The organism is Iodobacter fluviatilis (assembly GCF_004194535.1).
GTDB lineage: Bacteria > Pseudomonadota > Gammaproteobacteria > Burkholderiales > Chitinibacteraceae > Iodobacter > Iodobacter fluviatilis_A.
In genome coordinates, this window is sequence record NZ_CP025781.1 from 530,755 (window position 1) to 549,872 (window position 19,118).

The 19,118-nt window shown below is 49.9% G+C and carries 3 protein-coding genes; all 3 read right to left on the reverse strand.

Features of this window, described 5'->3' with window-relative positions; genetic code table 11:
* Nucleotides 1–5: 5 nt before the first annotated feature.
* Complete coding sequence (locus tag C1H71_RS02185) at nt 6–6,317, reverse strand: hemagglutinin repeat-containing protein (RefSeq protein WP_130105108.1); 6,312 nt, start codon at nt 6,315–6,317, stop codon at nt 6–8.
* Nucleotides 6,317–17,155, reverse strand: coding sequence for a two-partner secretion domain-containing protein (locus C1H71_RS02190; RefSeq protein WP_130105109.1), 10,839 nt, complete (start codon nt 17,153–17,155; stop codon nt 6,317–6,319). The genes C1H71_RS02185 and C1H71_RS02190 overlap by 1 nt, the downstream gene beginning before the upstream one ends.
* Before the next feature lie 98 nt (nt 17,156–17,253).
* Nucleotides 17,254–19,005, reverse strand: a complete 1,752-nt coding sequence (locus C1H71_RS02195; RefSeq protein ID WP_130105110.1) for a ShlB/FhaC/HecB family hemolysin secretion/activation protein — start codon at nt 19,003–19,005, stop codon at nt 17,254–17,256.
* Between the last annotated feature and the right edge of the window lie 113 nt (nt 19,006–19,118).

Below are 19,118 nucleotides of genomic sequence, written 5' to 3' on the forward strand. Positions count from 1 at the left end.
CCCCCTTAACAAGGCTTGCCATTACAGTACTTAACAACAACAGAATTTTTCACTCCACCATCTCCTACGGTTTTCGTTGAAAAATTATTTCTCTCTAAATTCATTAAAGCTTTATTCTTAGCATCAAGAGATAAATTTGAATCTTTAATACTTGCTTTTGCCTCTGCAACAGCAGATTTTCTTCTTTCAATAATACTAAAAGTGGGAGACTGAGGAATATTAGTATCCGTAGTACGATATTTACTATCCCATAACGTCACAGCTCCCGTTTTAGGATTTACTGAAATAATATCACTACCATTACGTCCAATTGAATCCCCCCATTTCACAACAGCCTGCCCCGTACTTGCAACTTCATTTGCAAGTTTAATTTCAGACTGAAATCCTGTGTGATGTGACCAAACATTATTTTCCGTCCCTGGGCGAATCATCTTAGGTGTATATTCCCAACCGGCAACAGGGGGTGGCAAACTATCATTTAATTCATTACCCAAAAACACCCGCTTACCCGTTGAGGCATCAACATATGGACCATTTGAATCGGGGCGAATTAGCTTAGATATCTCTGGCGTTTTATTACCAATGTTCGGGCAGCAATCAGCATTGTGCACCCATACCCCAAACTCACCAATATGGTAAGTCTGGAACTCGGCGACCTGAATATTAAATACGGTTTCTACAGCTGACTCTACGCTCAGGCTGGTCACCGTAAGCGGCTGGTTATGCCTGTCCAGTAAAATCATATCGGCTGCAAGTAAGGATGCTTTCAGCCAGCCTTGATCCTGAATCCAGAACGGATGCTCTGCCGTTGTACGGAAGCTTTCTTCTACTCCTGCACTATTACGCACTTGTAAGTGGTAAATCGTTTGATCTGCAGTCGCCCTTGTCGCTAATACAGGACGGAAACCATACTCACCTGTTTCATCACTCCTAGACCAAACCAACTCACCACCGACAAATGTTTCGATGGGTTTTAAGCCTGCGCTGGTTTCGACCAAAGTGCCTGCAACAAAGCAAGCATCTACACATGTAGTAACGGCAGGTTTGACTTCAGTAGCCACTTTCTTAGTACTTGCAACAGCCACCGCAGTTTCAACCGTAACATTCGCTTTGGCCGAGCTTAAATATTGGCTAATTTTTTGCTCTAACTTACCGCCAGACAACCCTGCCAGAGAGCCTGCAATAATTTCTATACCTTGTTTGGTCTCCAAATAACTTTGTGCGGTCCGACGATCAACACCTGAGCTTGTCATGATATAAGAAATCACTGCTTCATTAATTTGCGCCTGATGTTGCGCGCTCGAAGACGTATTCCCCAATAAATCGACTAATTTTGCATACTCTCCACCAAATTGCTGGCTAGCCTTAGAATTATAAGGGCCAGTGTTTTCATATTCCTTCTTAGCATTTTCTACCTCGGAGCGTGCTGAATGACATGCCGTACTGGATGACTGAGCCCCTTCGCATGCTTGAAGTACCTTAAGGTCATTCGCTACATCTTTTGCCGCCAAATCATCAACGGTTCTCTTCGCCAGCTCCAAAGCTTTTTTATCTTTACTAGTCGCAAGTACTGACTTGGCCCGATTCTTTTTTTCAGCATCAGACAGATTCAGATAATTATTCTCCATCTCAATCTGCGCCGCATTATTCGCAGCCGCTGCATTACCATCCGTAGCCGCCACAATGCCGGTGATGATGGAGCCGACCAGATTCTTGCGTTTCTCCTTTTCACTGGCGGTCATCTTATCTGCGTTGGTGTTTTCAATTTCAGATAGGACGTTGTTAATAACAACGCTGGAAGCCGCGCCCACGGCGGCGCTGCTGCAGTTGCTGCTCGATGCTGCGGCTCCGGCGCAGGAGGCGATGGCGTGTAGGGCGGCGCGGACGTTTTCACTTGTGGCAGTTTCTTTGCCCTCTTTTTGGAACGTGTTTGCTATCTCTTTGATCTTTTCAGCGCCCAAGCTTTGCACGTAAGCTACAGAGGCATTTTGCACCAAACCCGTTACGCCGCCGCTGACATTACCGCCCACTGCGGCTTGCAGTGCGGTCATGGCGCGGCCGTAGTCTCCGCCGGGCGTCCATTTATCTGCTTCGGTTTTTTGCCCGTCCAGACTAATGACCTGATCTTTCAGCTGACTGATCAGTGCCTGATTTTGCTGATCTTGTGGCTTGGCTTGTTCTGCACTTAAGCTGGCCGATGTGCCGTCCAGCGCTTTTTTCGCCGCATCCGCCTCGGCCGTGCGGTTGGCCATAAAGGTATTGCCTTCTTGCAGGAAGGTTTTGGTGGCGCTGAATAGCTCGTTGATTTTTTCCGGCTTAAAATCGTTGGCGAGTTTTTGCTGTGCGCCATCGGTATCGCGGTTCAGGCTGGCGATGGTCTCGGCGGCGGTTTTGCCGGTCAGCTCTTTTTGTTTGGCTTCGTCGGTGATGGTGATTTTGGCTGTGGCAATGGCGCTTTTGGTGGTGCTCGTGCCATTGTCCCCAGCGCTAAGCGCAACCGGCATGGTGGGCGTAACGCCGCTTGGGCCTGCGTCGTAGAGTTTGCTACCAGAAGGGGCTGCGGCCTGATCGCCACTTGGGGCTTTGCCGTCATCCGGTTTTTTCTCCGTGCCGCCTAGGCTAAAGCCACCACCAATACCAATGCTGCTGGCGCTGTATTCGGCGTGGTTGTTGATATCTTTTTGGGTGAGCGTGCCGGTGCTAAGGGTGTTGTCGTCCGATTTGCTGGCGATCACCGCGCCGTTTAGATCGGTATTGTTTTTAACCTTAATCTCAAAGCCATCTTTGCCTGCAAACAAGCCGCTTTGCTCTTGCACCGCTGCGTAGTCAGATTTCATTTTATCCTGACTGATGCTGGCACTGCCCGATACACCCGCCCCTGCCGTGACGCTAGCACTGGCGCTGCTTTGCTTGCTATCAAACTGGCTGGTGTCTTGGCGGCTGGCGAGTTTTAAATCACCGCCGATGTCGGCAACGATTTTACTGCCGCTGGCTACGGCCCCTTCGATACGGGTGTCGTTGCCGGATTCCAGCGTCAGGGTTTTACCTGCGTTGATATGGCTGTTTTGCTGAGCGGTGTCTTTGCCATCGGCATGGCCGCGGCTCAGGCTACCATTGGCAGTCACACCAAAGCTTGCGCCGCCTTGCCCCACGGTGATCGCAACTCCCGCACCCCAGCTGGAGCTGCTGTTTTTGCTGTGCTGCTCGCTCTCATCCAGCGCCGATTGCAAGTTGATATCACCATCCGATTTCAGCCTGATATTGCCTTTGGCATTGATCTCGCTGCCCAGCACATTCAGCTGGCTGGCTTTATCGCCCACCGCCGAGATTTGAATATCGCCACCGGCGTTTAAAGTGCTGCCGCTATGGCTGATGCTGCTGGTTTTGGTGGTGCTCTCCGATTTCGACTCGCCATACGTAATGCTCACGCTCACCGATTTAGGATCTGCGGCAGCAGCTTTAGCTGCATCGATGCCGTTTTTAGCAGCCAGCGCAGCCGTGCCTACCGATAGCGCTTTTACGCGACTATCTTTGGATTCGCCCGCGGTTTTAGCTGACTCCGCCACCGTTTGCGCGGCTTGCAGCGCACTCAGTACCGGCGCACTGAACGCAACGGTAATGCCGCTTTGTTTAAAGGTTTGGGTTTCGGTGCTTTGATGGCGATCTTGGCCCGGGTCTACCGTGACTTGCTTGCCTTTAAGTGCAATATCCCCAGCCAGTGCTGATAGATCGCTGCCGGTGACCTGGATTGCATTGCCCGCCTGAATGGTCAGCTTGCCCTGCTCGCTGCCCACCAGACTGCGGTTTTGGCTTTGAATGCTGCCATCGGCATCGGTATGGGTTTGCTGTTCTTGCTTACCGTAAGTAAAGCCAAACCCACCACCACTAAAGAAGCCGGATTTGCTTTCTTTTCTATCGTGGATGTCCTTACTGCTATTGGTGCCCGCAATAATCTTAACGTTGTTACCGGCTTGCAATAGCACATCTTGGGTAGCGGCAATGGCACTGCCGTTCACATTAATATCCTTGCCTGCCTTCAGATCAATACTATTGCCAGACAGGCTATTCCCAACCGCCTGCGTATTACGGCTGAAATCACTGGTGGTGGTGGTTTTGCTAGAGAACCAACCACGGCTATGGCGGTAGGTTTCTTGCGTATCGGTTTGCGTTAGGTCGATCGAGGCCAGCTCGATATCTTTTTTAGCCGATAAGCTCAGTTGGCCTTTTTCAGCCAGCAGGTCTGCGCCTTTCAAGGTGATATTGCCATCCGGGCCGGTCGCTTTAATGCTTAGATTTTGCCCAGCCGTGATGCTGCCGCCCTGTAAGCTTTCCTTGCTAAAGGCATGTCTGTCGTAGCGATCATTGCCTGCGCGCTGGTCGTCCCCGGCCAGGCGCTCTTTTACGGCTTCGATCTGTACGCTGGCACCTTGTAGGGTTAAATCTTGCACGGCGTGTACATTGGTGCCGACGAGGCTAAGGCGATCACCCGCCACCACCAGAGCCTTGCCGCCTGCGCTGATGCTGCTGATATTTTGCTGGGTGGATTGCTTATCCAGATAGCCCGTGCGCCCACCTGCCCAATCGCCATCTGTGGCTAAATGTAGGCTGCTGTTGGTGGCGATGCTCTGGCTATCAATCTTGCCCTTGGCTTGCATGCTTAGATCTTGCTCGGCCTGCACGCTGGCGGCTTTAAGCAGCAGATCGCGGCCTGCGCTTAGGCTGATTTCGCCGCCTTGCACAATGGCTTGCCGGTCCAGATTGGATTGCTTGGCGGTGCCTGCGGCGTTTTTGGTTTCGCCCATCGCCAACGTTTGCAAGACGATATCGCGGCCCGCACTTAGGCTAAGTTTGCTGCCCTCGCCCATACCCACAATCTGGCCGGATTGATTTTGCAAATCATTATTGGCATGGATAAAGATTTGCTGGCCGCCAATTTGCCCGTGATCATTTAATACATCACGGCCTGCATTCAGGGTGAGTTTGTTGCCCACAATGCTGGAATTGCGGTTTACCAGATCTTCGCTGCTGCTTAAATGCACTTCGCGTGCAGAGATTACCGCCCCGCCTGCCTGCAAATCGCCTTGCTCTAAGCGGCGCAGATACACCTGCGGCACCAGCACATCCTGCTTGCTGCCGTCTGCCAAAGTGACTGTTTGCGTGGTCAGCCAAACCATATCCGTGCTTAACAGCGCCATTTGCTCAGCACTCAGCGCCACACCAGGGGTGAGCTGATATTGCTTGGCAAAGCTAATCCCTGCATCCATCAGCGCTTTAAATTCGCTTTCGGTATCACGGTAGTCGCTGAGGAAGCGTCGGCCGGTGAGCGCTAAAATCTGATCATTAATCAGCTTTTGCTCAAAGAAACCATCGCCATAGCGCTTTAATTGCTGCGAAGGATCTTTAGCCAGATTCTGGGTAAAGTAATCAGAGCTTAAAAAGCTGCGCTGATTAGTAAAACGCGGATCGGTTTCAACTAAATAGCGCTGATTTGGTGCTGCATGTAGTTTAAACAGGCTGTTATTTGGAGCAACTAAATTAGGCAGCATGGTGAATACCCGCCCCTGCAGGCCCAATTGCATACTTTGCACTTTAGGCGCGGCCTGCTGGCTGGTTTGCGCCATTTTGGCGGCTTGCGCGTCTTTAAGCTGCACTTTGGCCGTATCGCTCATTTGTGCTTGAGAGGCCGTTACTTGATTAGCTTGCTGATTTTCAACCAACCCAACACTTTGGCTCGAGTGCGTTTTTGTAGCGGATACTTTTTGTGCAATAGGGCCATCTGTTTCGTTTACCCATCCCGCATGAGTCAGAGCCTCTAACCCGACTAAGTTGGTGGTAGCTAAATGTGCAGCCTGTTGGTTGGTTAGTTGCTGCTGACTCAACTGTCCCATCATCTGTTGATTAACGACACTCTGATTGGCCTGTCTTTCTGCCAAAAGCGCTATTGCATGAGCTTGTTCCATCTCCGTGGCAGCGGCGTGCTGCACTTTTGGTGCACCATAACCATCCTGTAAATCACTCTTACTAAGGTTGGTCATTTCAGAAGTGTCAGCCACCGTTGATGCTGTCACTTTTTGTTTTTCTAACTGAGCTTTGGCAACATCAGTCATTTCTGCATTAGCTACTTGTATAGCAATATTTGAATTTAAGCTCTCAGACACCTGATTACTTGATACTTTGGTTGCTAATTTATTTACTTGATAGCCAGCGTTTGATTTTTTATTGCCTTCGACAATTAAACCACTACCACTTTCACCTCTAAATGTAACAGTATTAAGCGGAGCAGATGTTAACCCATTGTATCCACTCAAGTCCCCCATTAAAGAAGACTCATATAACACAGGGAACTTGCTATGCTCCAATGGAATGCGATGCGTTGATATAGCCCCCGAATATAGGCCAATTTATACTCTGTAACATAATCCACTTTGCGCCATCCAGGGTTACTTATATTTTTTATTTCCCCATTTGTAACATTAATTAGGTTGCCTGCAGCAATAAGGCTATCCCTATTTTCAACACTACCTTTTATTGCTATATCTCCACCTGCAACAATCTGAGCTGGTGAACTAAAGGCGACTTTCAAATTACTTATCCTGCGAATAGTTTCCTTATTGACGAAATAAATGTGAAGATCACCCATCACATATTCTTGCAAACTTATTTCATGTGCAGGATTACAATAAGGAGACCCATCACACGCTTCATCTTTACTCTCCACCACTGTTTTTATATACTCATTTTTATTATTTATGTGGCTAGATTCAATACTCAACAGACCATCAACTTCAATTTTACTAGATGAATTTACTAAAGATTCCATACTCCCAGTTTTATAACCAAGAGAATCTAAACCGCCCCCAATCGATGCATTACCCAAACTAAAAATCAGCGCGCCGTCCTGATTACCTGTGGTATTAAGGTTATTTAAGTTTGCCGCGCCCAGCTGCAGATCTGCACGAGCAGCAATAACGCCAGTATCGCGGTTATTAATGGTGTTTGCGCCAATAGATAACTTGTCGCCATAAATTCGGCTGGTGTTATTGATTGTGCCCGCATCAATACGCACCGCAGACCCATCAATTAGGCCTTCACCACTATTATCAAGCTGTCCACTTGCATTAATGTGGGTGGTTTCCAAACTACTGATTTCGCCACGATTATCCAGATTGCCCGTGGTAATCGTTGTTTGGTGATTACTAATTAATTTACCCTGATTCACTAAATGAGTGCTGGCTAAGGATAAATCACCCTTGGCTTGCAATACGCCCTGATGCGTGTAATCACCATTAATCGTCAGCACTAAATCAGCGCCCACTGCAATACTGCCATCCAGATTATCCAAGCGATTGCTATTGATATTTGCGCCTGCACTGGTTTCAACGATGCCTTTGCCATTATTAAATTGCGTAACAGCCAATACCATATTAGCGGCATCAATCCGGCCATTTTTATTATCTAATGCAGAGGCCTTAATTGTTGCTGTACCACCAAAATTTAACTTACCCTTATTTTCAAAAGCCCCAGAGAGATTAATATCAGCATCCCCCAAAGCTGTTAAAGCGCCTTGAGTGTTATTCAGGCTTTGTGCCTTGATATTAAGTGCCGATTTACTTTCCAGCAAACCTGATGAATTATTAAAGTCTCCGCTCAGATTGATATTCTGGCTTTGGCCGCTAAATATATAACCTGCGGTATTCACTAAGCTGGCGGCATCCAATTGCAGATTACCCCCAGCAATAAGCCCTTGCTTTCCACGCAAATCGGCTTGATCAAAATGACTTTGAGTGTTGATAAAATCATGGCCCTGAGTATTGAAATTGATGTTCGATCCAGCCTGAATCAGCCCACTTTGGTTTAATACGCGACCAGTGTTTGCGCTGATACTCTCCACGGCAATAATCTGGCCTTGGCTATTATCCAAGTCAGCAATATTGAGTTGAATATTTTTTGCCGCCAATACGCCAGCCTGGCTATTATTCACCGTGCCGGTCTTAATTTTTAGCCAGCCCGTATCTGCTTGAATCTTGCCATTCTGATTATTTAAATTATGGCTACTTAAATCAATATCACCCGTGGTAGAGGCAATCACACCGCCACTGTTTAATAAGCCGTGCGCAATAAGCGCCAGCTGATCTTTAGCAAGAATACGGCCATTGTTATTATCCAGTGCAGCGCTGTTTAAATTGAGCGCGCCATTTTTAGCTAATAGCGATCCACCTGTATTACTCAGCGCATGGCCTTGGGTATTGATTACTAATGATTCCTCACTACTAATCTCGCCCCCATCATTTTTAATGGCTTGGGACGCGAGCGTAGTACCTGCTGCACTGCTAACCAGCCCACCTTGATTATTTAAATCTGCACTTGTAATCGCAGTGCGGCCTGCGGTGCTGGCGATTTTCCCTTGGCTGTTATCTAGCGCACCAGTTTGCAGGTTTACATTTTGCCCAGCCAATAAGCTGCCGCCTTGGTTACTCAAGCTTTGGCTGCTGATATCCAGCTGCTGCTGGCTTTGGATGCTGCCCTTGTTGTTATCAATGCTATTTTTTGCTTTTAATTCCAGCGCTGCGGCTTGAATCTGGCCGGATTGATTTTGCACATTATCGGCAATAATCGTCAGTGCGCCTTGGCTTTGTAACTGGCCAGCCTGATTATTCAGCAGAGTGGCATTCAGCGTTTGCGCTGCTTTGCTGTAAATTTGCCCGCTGCTATTGTCCAGCTCGCCAGCATTCACCGTAAGCGTGCCGCCAGAGATTAAGCCTCCATCAGCTGCACTATGGGTATTCTGGAGTTTTGCTACATCCAGCTGGGCGGTTTTGCCTGCTTGAATCAAGCCTGCATCGCTGATTAAGTTGCCTGCTTTAATCTTGAGCGTGTCTTGCGCAATCAGCTGGCCTCGGCTGTTGTCGATATTAGCCGCGTTTACGCCGATATTTTGCCCTGCAAGTAAGCCGTAGTTATCTAGTGCCCCGCTCTGAATATCCAGCGCCAGCTTGGCTTGCAGCTTGCCTGTGTTGTTTAATGCCTGGCCGTGGGTATCCACGCTGGCATTGCCTTCTACCGAGGCGATCGTGCCATTGCTGCTAATCGCTTGGCTGCTGATGTGTAAATCTTGCTGCGCCAGAATGCGGCCATCGGCGTTATCTAATGCGCCGGTTGCCAGCTGCATCTTGCCATTGGAGAGCACAACACCGCCGTTGCTAAATACTTGGCCGTGCGTGTCGATATTCAGATCGGCCGCGCTATTGATTTCACCCGCTTTATTGCTCAGTGCCTGGCTGCTGATTTGTGTGCCGGTGGCGCTGCTGATTAAACCTGCATCGTTGTTTAATGCAGCGCTGCTGAGCGTAGTTTGGCCTGCGGTGCTGGCGATCTTGCCCTGGCTGTTATCCAGTACGCCGGTTTGCAGATTAAGGTTTTGCCCTGCCAACACGCTGCCGCCTTGGTTACTCAGGCTTTGGCTAGAAATATCCAGCTGCTGCTGGCTTTGGATGTTGCCTTTGTTGTTATCAATGCTATTTTTTGCGGCAAGCGCAAGCGCTGCGGCTTGGATCTGGCCAGATTGATTTTGCACATTATCGGCATTAATCGTCAGTGCGCCTTGGCTTTGTAGCTGGCCAGCCTGGTTATTCAGCAGAGTGGCATTCAGCGTTTGCGCCGCTTTGCTGTAAATCTGCCCACTGCTATTGTCCAGCTCGCCGGTGTTTACCGTCAGCGTGCCGCCAGAGATTAATCCACCATCGGCTGAGCTATGGGTGTTCTGAAGTTTTGCCACATCTAGCTGGGCGGCTTTGCCTGCTTGAATCAAGCCTGCATCGCCAATCAGCAAACCCGCTTTAATGGCAAGTGAGTCTTGCGCAATCAGCTGGCCTCGGCTGTTATTAATATTGGCCGCGTTTACGCCGATATTTTGCCCTGCAAGTAAGCCGTGGTTATCTAGCTGCCCACTCTGAATATCCAGCGCCAGCTTGGCTTGCAACTTGCCGGTGTTACTTAAAGCTTGGCCGTGGGTATCCACGCTGGCATTGCCTTCTACCGAGGCGATCGTGCCGTTGCTGCTAATCGCTTGGCTGCTGATGTGTAAATCTTGCTGCGCAAGAATACGGCCATCGGCATTGGCAAGCTCACCTGTTGCCAGCTGCATTTTGCCGTTGGAGAGCACCGCGCCGCCGTTGCTAAATGCTTGGCCGTGCGTGTCGATATTCAGATCGGCCGCGCTATTGATTTCACCCGCTTTATTGCTCAGTGCCTGGCTGCTGATTTGTGTGCCGGTGGCGCTGCTGATTAAACCTGCATCGTTGTTTAATGCAGCGCTGCTGAGCGTAGTTTGGCCTGCGGTGCTGGCGATCTTGCCCTGGCTGTTATCCAGTACGCCGGTTTGCAGATTAAGGTTTTGCCCTGCCAACACGCTGCCGCCTTGATTGCTCAGGCTTTGGCTAGCGACATCCAGTTGTTGCTGGCTTTGGATGCTGCCCTTGTTGTTGTCGAGGTTGCTTTTTACTCTTAATTCCAGCGCTGCGGCTTGCATCTGGCCAGATTGATTTTGCACATTATCGGCATTAATCGTCAGTGCGCCTTGGCTTTGCAGCTGGCCTGCCTGGTTATTCAGCAGGCTGGCATTCAGCGTTTGCGCCGCTTTGCTGTAAATCTGCCCGCTGCTATTGTCCAGCTCGCCGGTGTTTACCGTCAGCGTGCCGCCAGAGATTAATCCACCATCGGCTGAGCTATGGGTATTCTGGAGCTTTGCTACATCCAGCTGGGCGGCTTTGCCTGCTTGAATCAAGCCTGCATCGCTGATTAAGTTGCCTGCTTTAATCTTGAGCGTGTCTTGCGCAATCAGCTGGCCTCGGCTGTTGTTGATATTAGCCGCGTTTACGCCGATATTTTGCCCTGCAAGTAAGCCGTGGTTATCTAGTGCCCCGCTCTGAATATCCAGTGCCAGCTTGGCTTGCAGCTTGCCTGTGTTGTTTAATGCCTGGCCGTGGGTATCCACGCTGGCATTGCCTTCTACCGAGGCGATCGTACCACTGCTGCTGATGGCCTGGCTGCTGATGTGTAAATCTTGCTGCGCCAGAATACGGCCATCGGCGTTATCTAATGCGCCGATTGCCAGCTGCATTTTGCCGTTGGAGAGCACCGCACCGCCGTTGCTAAATGCTTGGCCGTGCGTATCTAGAGCTAGATCCGCAGCGCTGTTGATTTCACCTGCTTTATTGCTCAGCGCCTGGCTACTGATTTGTGTGCCGGTGGCGCTGCTGATTAAACCTGCATCGTTGTTTAATGCAGCGCTGCTGAGCGTAGTTTGGCCTGCGGTGCTGGCGATCTTGCCTTGGCTATTATCCAGCTCACCGGTTTGCAAATTGATGTTTTGCCCAGCTAATAAGCTGCCGCCTTGGTTACTCAAGCTTTGGCTGCTGATATCCAGCTGCTGCTGGCTTTGGATGTTGCCTTTGTTGTTATCAAGGCTATTTTTTGCTTTTAATTCCAGCACTGCGGCTTGCAACTGGCCGGATTGATTTTGCACATTATCGGCATTAATCGTCAGTGCGCCCTGGCTTTGCAGCTGGCCGGATTGGTTATTCAGCAGGCTGGCATTCAGCGTTTGCGCTGCCTTGCTGTAAATCTGCCCGCTGCTATTGTCCAGCTCGCCGGTGTTTACCGTCAGCGTGCCGCCAGAGATTAATCCACCATCGGCTGAGCTATGGGTGTTCTGAAGTTTTGCCACATCTAGCTGGGCGGCTTTGCCTGCTTGAATCAAGCCTGCATCGCTGATTAAGTTGCCTGCTTTAATCTTGAGCGTGTCTTGCGCAATCAGCTGGCCTCGGCTGTTGTCGATATTGGCCGTATTCAAGCCGATATTTTTCCCTACGAGTAAACCGTGGTTATCCAGCTGCCCACTCTGAATATCCAGCGCCAGCTTGGCTTGCAACTTGCCGGTGTTACTTAAAGCTTGGCCGTGGGTATCCACACTGGCATTGCCTTCTACCGAGGCGATCGTGCCGTTGCTGCTAATCGCTTGGCTGCTGATGTGTAAATCTTGCTGCGCAAGAATACGGCCATCGGCATTGGCAAGCTCACCTGTTGCCAGCTGCATTTTGCCGTTGGTGAGCACCGCGCCGCCGTTGCTAAATGCTTGGCCGTGCGTGTCGATATTCAGATCGGCCGCGCTATTGATTTCACCCGCTTTATTGCTCAGTGCCTGGCTGCTGATTTGTGTGCCGGTGGCGCTGCTGATTAAACCTGCATCGTTGTTTAATGCAGCGCTGCTGAGCGTAGTTTGGCCTGCGGTGCTGGCGATCTTGCCCTGGCTGTTATCCAGTACGCCGGTTTGCAGATTAAGGTTTTGCCCTGCCAACACGCTGCCGCCTTGATTGCTCAGGCTTTGGCTAGCGACATCCAGTTGTTGCTGGCTTTGGATGCTGCCCTTGTTGTTGTCGAGGTTGCTTTTTACTCTTAATTCCAGCGCTGCGGCTTGCATCTGGCCAGATTGATTTTGCACATTATCGGCATTAATCGTCAGTGCGCCCTGGCTTTGCAGCTGGCCGGATTGGTTATTCAGCAGGCTGGCATTCAGCGTTTGCGCTGCCTTGCTATAAATCTGCCCGCTGCTATTGTCCAGCTCGCCGGTATTTACCGTGAGCGTGCCGCCAACGATCACGCCGCCTTCTTTACTGCTATGGTTGTTTTGTAACTTGCCAACATCCAGCTGAGCATGGCCACCAGCCTGAATCAAGCCAGCATCGCTCAATAATTCACCAGCGTTGATTTTTAGTGCATCAAGCGCAATCAACTGGCCCTGGCTGTTGTCGATGTTTTGGCTATTGATGGTCAATATTTGGCCAGCCAGCAGGCCGTGGTTATCCAGCTTGCCACTTGCTAAATCTAAAGCTTGTTTGGCTTGCAACTTGCCATCTTGATTACTTAAAGAATTGCCGTGCGTATCAATGCGCATTGCGCCTTCTACCGACGCAATTGTGCCTTGGGTATTGCTGATCTCTTGGCTATTAAGCTGCAGGTTTTGCTGCGACTGAATGCGGCCCTGTGCATTATCCAGAGCGGCGATATCGAGCTGCATTTTTCCTTGCGCCAAAATACTGCCTGCCATATTGCTCAGTGCTTGCCCATGAGTATTCAGGCTGACGTCGGCGGCGCTGCTGATTTCCCCACCCTTATTGCTCAAAGCTTGGCTGCTGATAATCGTGCCGGTGGCGCTGCTAATCAGTCCCTTATCATTACTTAGCGCATCGGTATTCAGCGTGACTTTGCCTGCGGTACTGGCGATTTTTCCTTGGCTGTTATCAAACGCGGTCGTGTTTAATAGCAGGTCCTGCCCTGATAAAACGCTGCCTCCCTGATTGAGCAGTTGCTGGCTTTCAATTTGCAGCTTTTGCACGCCTTGCAAAGTGCCAAGGCGATTATCCAGCTGGTTGGGTGTTTTAATCGTCAGATCAGCGGCCTGAACATGGCCCGCTTGGTTATCTATTTTTTGTGCAGATAAGCTTAGGGATGATTGGCTTTGTAGCTGGCCATCCTGATTATTCAGCTGCTGCACATTTAAGACTTGCGCCAAATTGCTATGGATAAGGCCGCTGCGATTATCCAGATCGCTCGCATTCAGCGTCAGCTGGCCGCCCACCAATACGCCGCCATCTTTGCCGCTGTGGGTATTGGTGAACCGTTGCACATCCAGCTGCGCATGGCCGCCCGCTTGAATCAGGCCAGCATCACTGAGCACATCACCCGCTTTAATTTTTAAAGCATCTTGGGCGATTAACTGGCCGTGGCTGTTATCCACGGCAAGGCTATCTATGGTGATGCTAGAGCCCGCCAGCAGCCCCTGATTTAGCAATTTGACGGCACGCACATCCAGTGATTGCTTGGCTTGCAACTTGCCACTATTACTTAAAAATTGGCCATGCGTATCAAGGCTTAATGCCCCTTCTACCGATGCAATCGTGCCCTGTGCATTGCTTAGTGCGGCGCTATCAATCTGCAAATTTTGCTGAGCAAGCACGCGGCCCTGTGCGTTATCTATTGCGCCCGTTGCCAGCTGCATCTTGCCCTGTGCCAACACGCTGCCGCCCAAGTTGCTTAACTTTTGGCCGTGCGTATCAATATTTAGATCGGCCGTGCTGCTGATTTCCCCGCCCTGATTGCTCAGCGCCTGGCTGCTCACTTCTGTGCCTGTAGCGCTAGCAATTAAGCCTTGCTCATTATTGATTGCGGCGGTATTAAGCGTTGTTTTAGCGGCGGTGCTGGCGATTTTTCCTTGGCTATTATCCAAAGCAGCCGTTTTTAATTGCAGCGCTTGCCCAGCCAGCAGACTGCCTTTTTGATTGTTTAAATCGGTGCTGGCAATGTCTAATCGCTGCTGGCTTTGAATCAAGCCGCTGCTGTTATCAATGGTGTTTTTGGCGCGCAGAGTAAGCGCTGAAGCTTGAATTCGCCCGCCTTGATTGACGACTGCATCGGCAGCAATCATCAAATCCGCTTGGCTTTGTAGCTGCCCATCCTGATTATTTAGCTGCTGTACATTCAAGCTCTGCGCTTGATTGCTATGGATAAAGCCGCTGCTATTGTTCAGCTCGCTGGCATTAACAAGCAAGCTGCCACCCACGATCAAGCCACCGTCTTTTGCGCTATGGGTATTTTGAAGTTTAGCCAGATCAAGCTGTGCATTGCCACCCGCTTGAATTAAGCCTGCATCGCTAACTAAATCTTTTGCTTTAATCTGCAAGCCATCTTGTGCAATCAGCTTGCCTTGGCTGTTATCGATATTAGCCGCAATAATATCCAGCGTTTGCCCTGCCAACAGGCCGTGGTTATCCAGCTTACCGCTGCTTAAAGTGAGGGCTTGTTTGGCTTGCAATAGGCCGGTATTGCTTAAGGCTTGGCCGTGGGTATCAACAGTTAGCGCGCCCTCTACTGCGGCCAGCATACCTTGGGTATTGGTCAGTGCTTGTGTATTTAATTGCAGATCGTGCTGCGCAATGATGCGGCCCTGCACATTATCTAAAGCCGCCGTTTTGAGCTGCATTTTGTCTTGAGCAAGGATGGCACCGCCCAGATTGCTGAGATCCTGAGCGTCAATATTTAAGTTGGCGGCACTGCTGATTTCGCCAGCCTGATTACTTAAGGCAAGGCTTTGAATTTGCAAACCCGTTGCAGCACTGATCAAGCCGGATGTATTGCTTAAAACACCCGTGTCTATCGTTGTTTTTGCCGCAATACTGGCGATTTTGCCCTGCTCATTATTTAGAGATGAGCTGTGCAAAGTCAGGTATTTACCCGCAAGCAAACTTCCCTGCTTATTTACTAACGCTTGGCTATTTATTTGCAATTGCTGCTGGCTTTGCACCGTGCCGCCGCTATTATCCAGCAGCCCTTTTGATTGCAAGCTGACATCCAGCGACTGCATATTACCACTATTAATAATACGGCCCGCACCAAGCTGCAGCTTTTGCTCGCTCAGCCAATCCCCGCCCGTGCTGCTAATTAAATCACCAACTTCTGCGCTTAATAGGCCCTTGCTGGCTATGTTGCTTTGGCTCGTAGTCAAGCTATTAGCCTGAATACTTAAAATATCCTGACTAATCAGCTGACTAAGATTGAGGGAGATATCGCTAGCGCTTACTTTGCTTACCTGCTGGCTTTGCCATTGGCTGTTCGCTACGCTCAAAAGCCCAGTGATATTGGCATCCAGCTTACTCAGACTATTCAGCACTGTGCGATCTGCATTCAAACTAGCGATATTCAATACCGTGTCTGCGCCACTGCTTAAATGGGTATCCGCAAGATTCGTCTTGCCCGCTTTTAGATCCAGCTTACCCTGTGCTTGCCATACGCCACCCTGATCCTGCCATTGCCCTGCCGTAAAGCTCACATTCGCGGCGCTATATACGGAGCCATTATTTAAGGCCTCCCCGGCAATATCCAAGGTAAGCTGTCCAAGCCCCTGTTGAATAATCGAGCCGGTATTATTTAAGCTGGCAGCATTTAGCAGCAAAGCGCCCGTACCTATCGTGCTCAGCGTGCCAGACTGATCGAGCTTACCAGCAGCCTGCACAGTAAGTGCTGCTTCAGATTGTGTTTGCCCTGTTAGTGAAACCTGCTTGCTACCCGTAATGGATAAATCTTGCTTGGCATAGCTGTCTTTTAAGGTGATATCGCCATTGCTGCTGAGCTGCAAAGTGCCTGTCAGTGCGGCTATCCGCCCTATGCTGTTTACCCCCAGCCCCTGCTCGGTGGCGATTAAATACACTTGATTAGCATACATGCCCCCTAGGCTTTTGATATCCACCGCAAAACGCGGAGCTTCGCCTGATCCACCTAAGGAAGTGCTTTGCAAAGTGCCATATAAAACCTGATTAGCACCGGTAATACTATTTAAGCTTTGCGCCCAAACTTCACCCTCTAAGACCAAGCCGCGTGCCAATAAATCCAGTTGGCTTAATTGGCTGCCATTTAGGCCAGACTGGCCAATGGTAATGACGCCTTGGCTTACATTCAAAGAGTGCAATCGCCCTTGCTCAAACTGCGGTGTGCCGGTTGTGAGTGTTACGCGGTTGGTATTGATAAATCCGCAAGCATCGCAAAGCAAACCATTTGGGTTGGCGATCACAATACCTGCACGCCGCCCGGCCACTTCCATTGTGCCGCGCAGTTGCGAGGCATTTGTTCCTACCACTTCATTTAAAATAATTCGGGCAGGCGTAATCCCCAGCTGTGGATTCGCCGTAATCCAGCCACCTAATTGCGTTTGAACATTGCTATTGCTGTTATTTAAAATCAGACCATTTTTATTAACATTAAAATCTTTAAATTGATTGCGTGAAACACCGCCCACCGATGGCGGCGCTATATGCACAATCGGCACGCCATTGGCTGCTGCATCTAGAATCGGCCTAACACCGGCTGGGCCTGCAGGTGTGATGGGTAAATCTTGAGCCTGCACCCCACCCATCAGCGCCAAAGCAAGCGCCAAACTCGTACGCCAGCCCTTAAGCAATCCTCTGCCTTGTATAAGCGGCACCGAAACATTGCCCGCCCCACCTTCACCACTGGCGCATTTCCCCTGACGGTGCGAGGTTTCAGCAACGGCCATTAATAAGCCACGGTGAGCATTAAAAACAAGGCGGTAACGATTCTGGTTCATGGTGTAGGGCTCAAAATTAAAATGCTTTAAACGCCACAGGCAACAGGCGTGGCAATAACAAGCCCGGTATTCACGGGCCTGTATTCAAACAAAGGAAATTAAAACGATAAGGTGACGGAGCCGTACCAAATATATGGGTCGCCATTCATCCCTTCGGGCTGATGCAGGGGCGAGGCCGCGCTTAAATCAAACTGCGCTTTTTTCCACTGCCCACGTAAGCCTAAAACCGTACCTGCTAATTGATGCCCAAGCAGCACTGCATCACTTGGACCCCATACACGGCCATAATCCAGCCCCCAGTAAGCTTGTAAACCCAAGCCATCAGGCACAGGCAGCGAGGTGCTTATTTCATTTCGCAGGTAATAGCCATTTTCTGCCATCAGCACGGTGTCGCCATCAAAACCACGCACACTGCTGCGCCCACCAATGGCGATTTGCTCATTTGATAGTGTGGTGTTTGGGGTAGATTGCCCATGAAAATTAAAATTGTATTGCACGGCTTGGGCCGCAATTTGAAAAGGTACCGCCACGCCCAAATCTAGCGTAGTAATGCTTGGGCGTAGCGTTAAACCGCTAGGCATGTCAGCTGGATAATCATCCTCTGCATCGTACCAACCACGGCCACTTTTATAATTCAGGCCCAGATCAAAACTGGCAGAGCCCACAAGCTGGCGATAATTTATCCCAAACTCTTGCTGAGTAGTACGGCGGCGCTGTACCAGCAGCTCCACATCATCTAAATAGCTATTAGAGCGGCGCGAGCTGAGTGCCGTCGAAACAGAAAACCGTGCTGAACTAGTACGCAGCAACTGATATTGCCAGCGTAAATCCGCACTTTCGCTTTCACCGCTGGATAAAAAGCGCACCGTTGTACCCGCCACCCATTGTGCGAATTTGCTGCTGCTGTATGAGCTGGAAAAAGTATGGTTACCCCATGGAATGCTGTAGCTCGCCGAAACAGATTGGCTTTGATGATTGTTATCTGGATTTTCAGCATTGCTATTGAACGACAGATTCAAAATATCATTCAGCCCCAGCGCATTGTCAAAAGCTAAATAGCTGGATAACTGTGTACGGCCTAGTGATGGCGAGCCGCTATTATCCAACGTGATGCCCCCGCGCAAGCGCTGCAATAAATCGCCACTCTGGCGATCGATAAAGACGACGCTGGTGTCTGGCTCTGTGCCCGGCTCTAGGCGAGTGACAACATGCTGGCTAGGCAGGCGGTTCATTTGCTCTACGCCCTGCTCCAGATCGTGCACATTTAATACATCACCTGCACTCATTAGCGGCCAGCTTGGAAACGCATTCGCCCAAGTGCCCCACTGCGTATCATCTTTACCCTCATTCTGCATCCGCACCCCAGCAATTTTCCCCAGATGCAATTGCAAATTCAGCTCACCACTTCCCATGTTTTGGGGAGGCACCACGACGCGGGACGTGGCCAAACCAAGGCGTAGTAATTCTGCATCAGCCGCAGCCGCAATTTGGCTTAAGCCACGCACACCCGCGCACTGCCCCGTAAAAATACTGAAGACCTGCTGATTAAGTGACCGTAACAACCAGTCTGGTAAAGGCTGCCGTGTGGCAGGCGCGAAAACATTAATCCTCTTAAGTACAAAACAAGGCTGCTCTACTGGTAAAACAGCAGACATGGTAGGCAGCACTGTTGCTTTTAATTCATCCGCACTAGGTTTAAGTGTTTGATTTAGATCGCGGATTCTGTCCTCTTGCCGACGCAGCGTATCCTGAAAGCGCTGACCAGCAGACCTCTCCGAGAAGTTATCAGCAAGAATAAAGGGGGAAAGTAAACTAGTAGACAGGCATAAAACACGAGCGAAGGGGAGCATAAGAGGCACTAGTAAGTTATTGTAAACACACGCTCAGCAATTTAGTGCATAAGCATAATTATTTAATTATATTCCAGCCTTGCTAGTGCCGTAAACTAACTTACAGAAGAAAC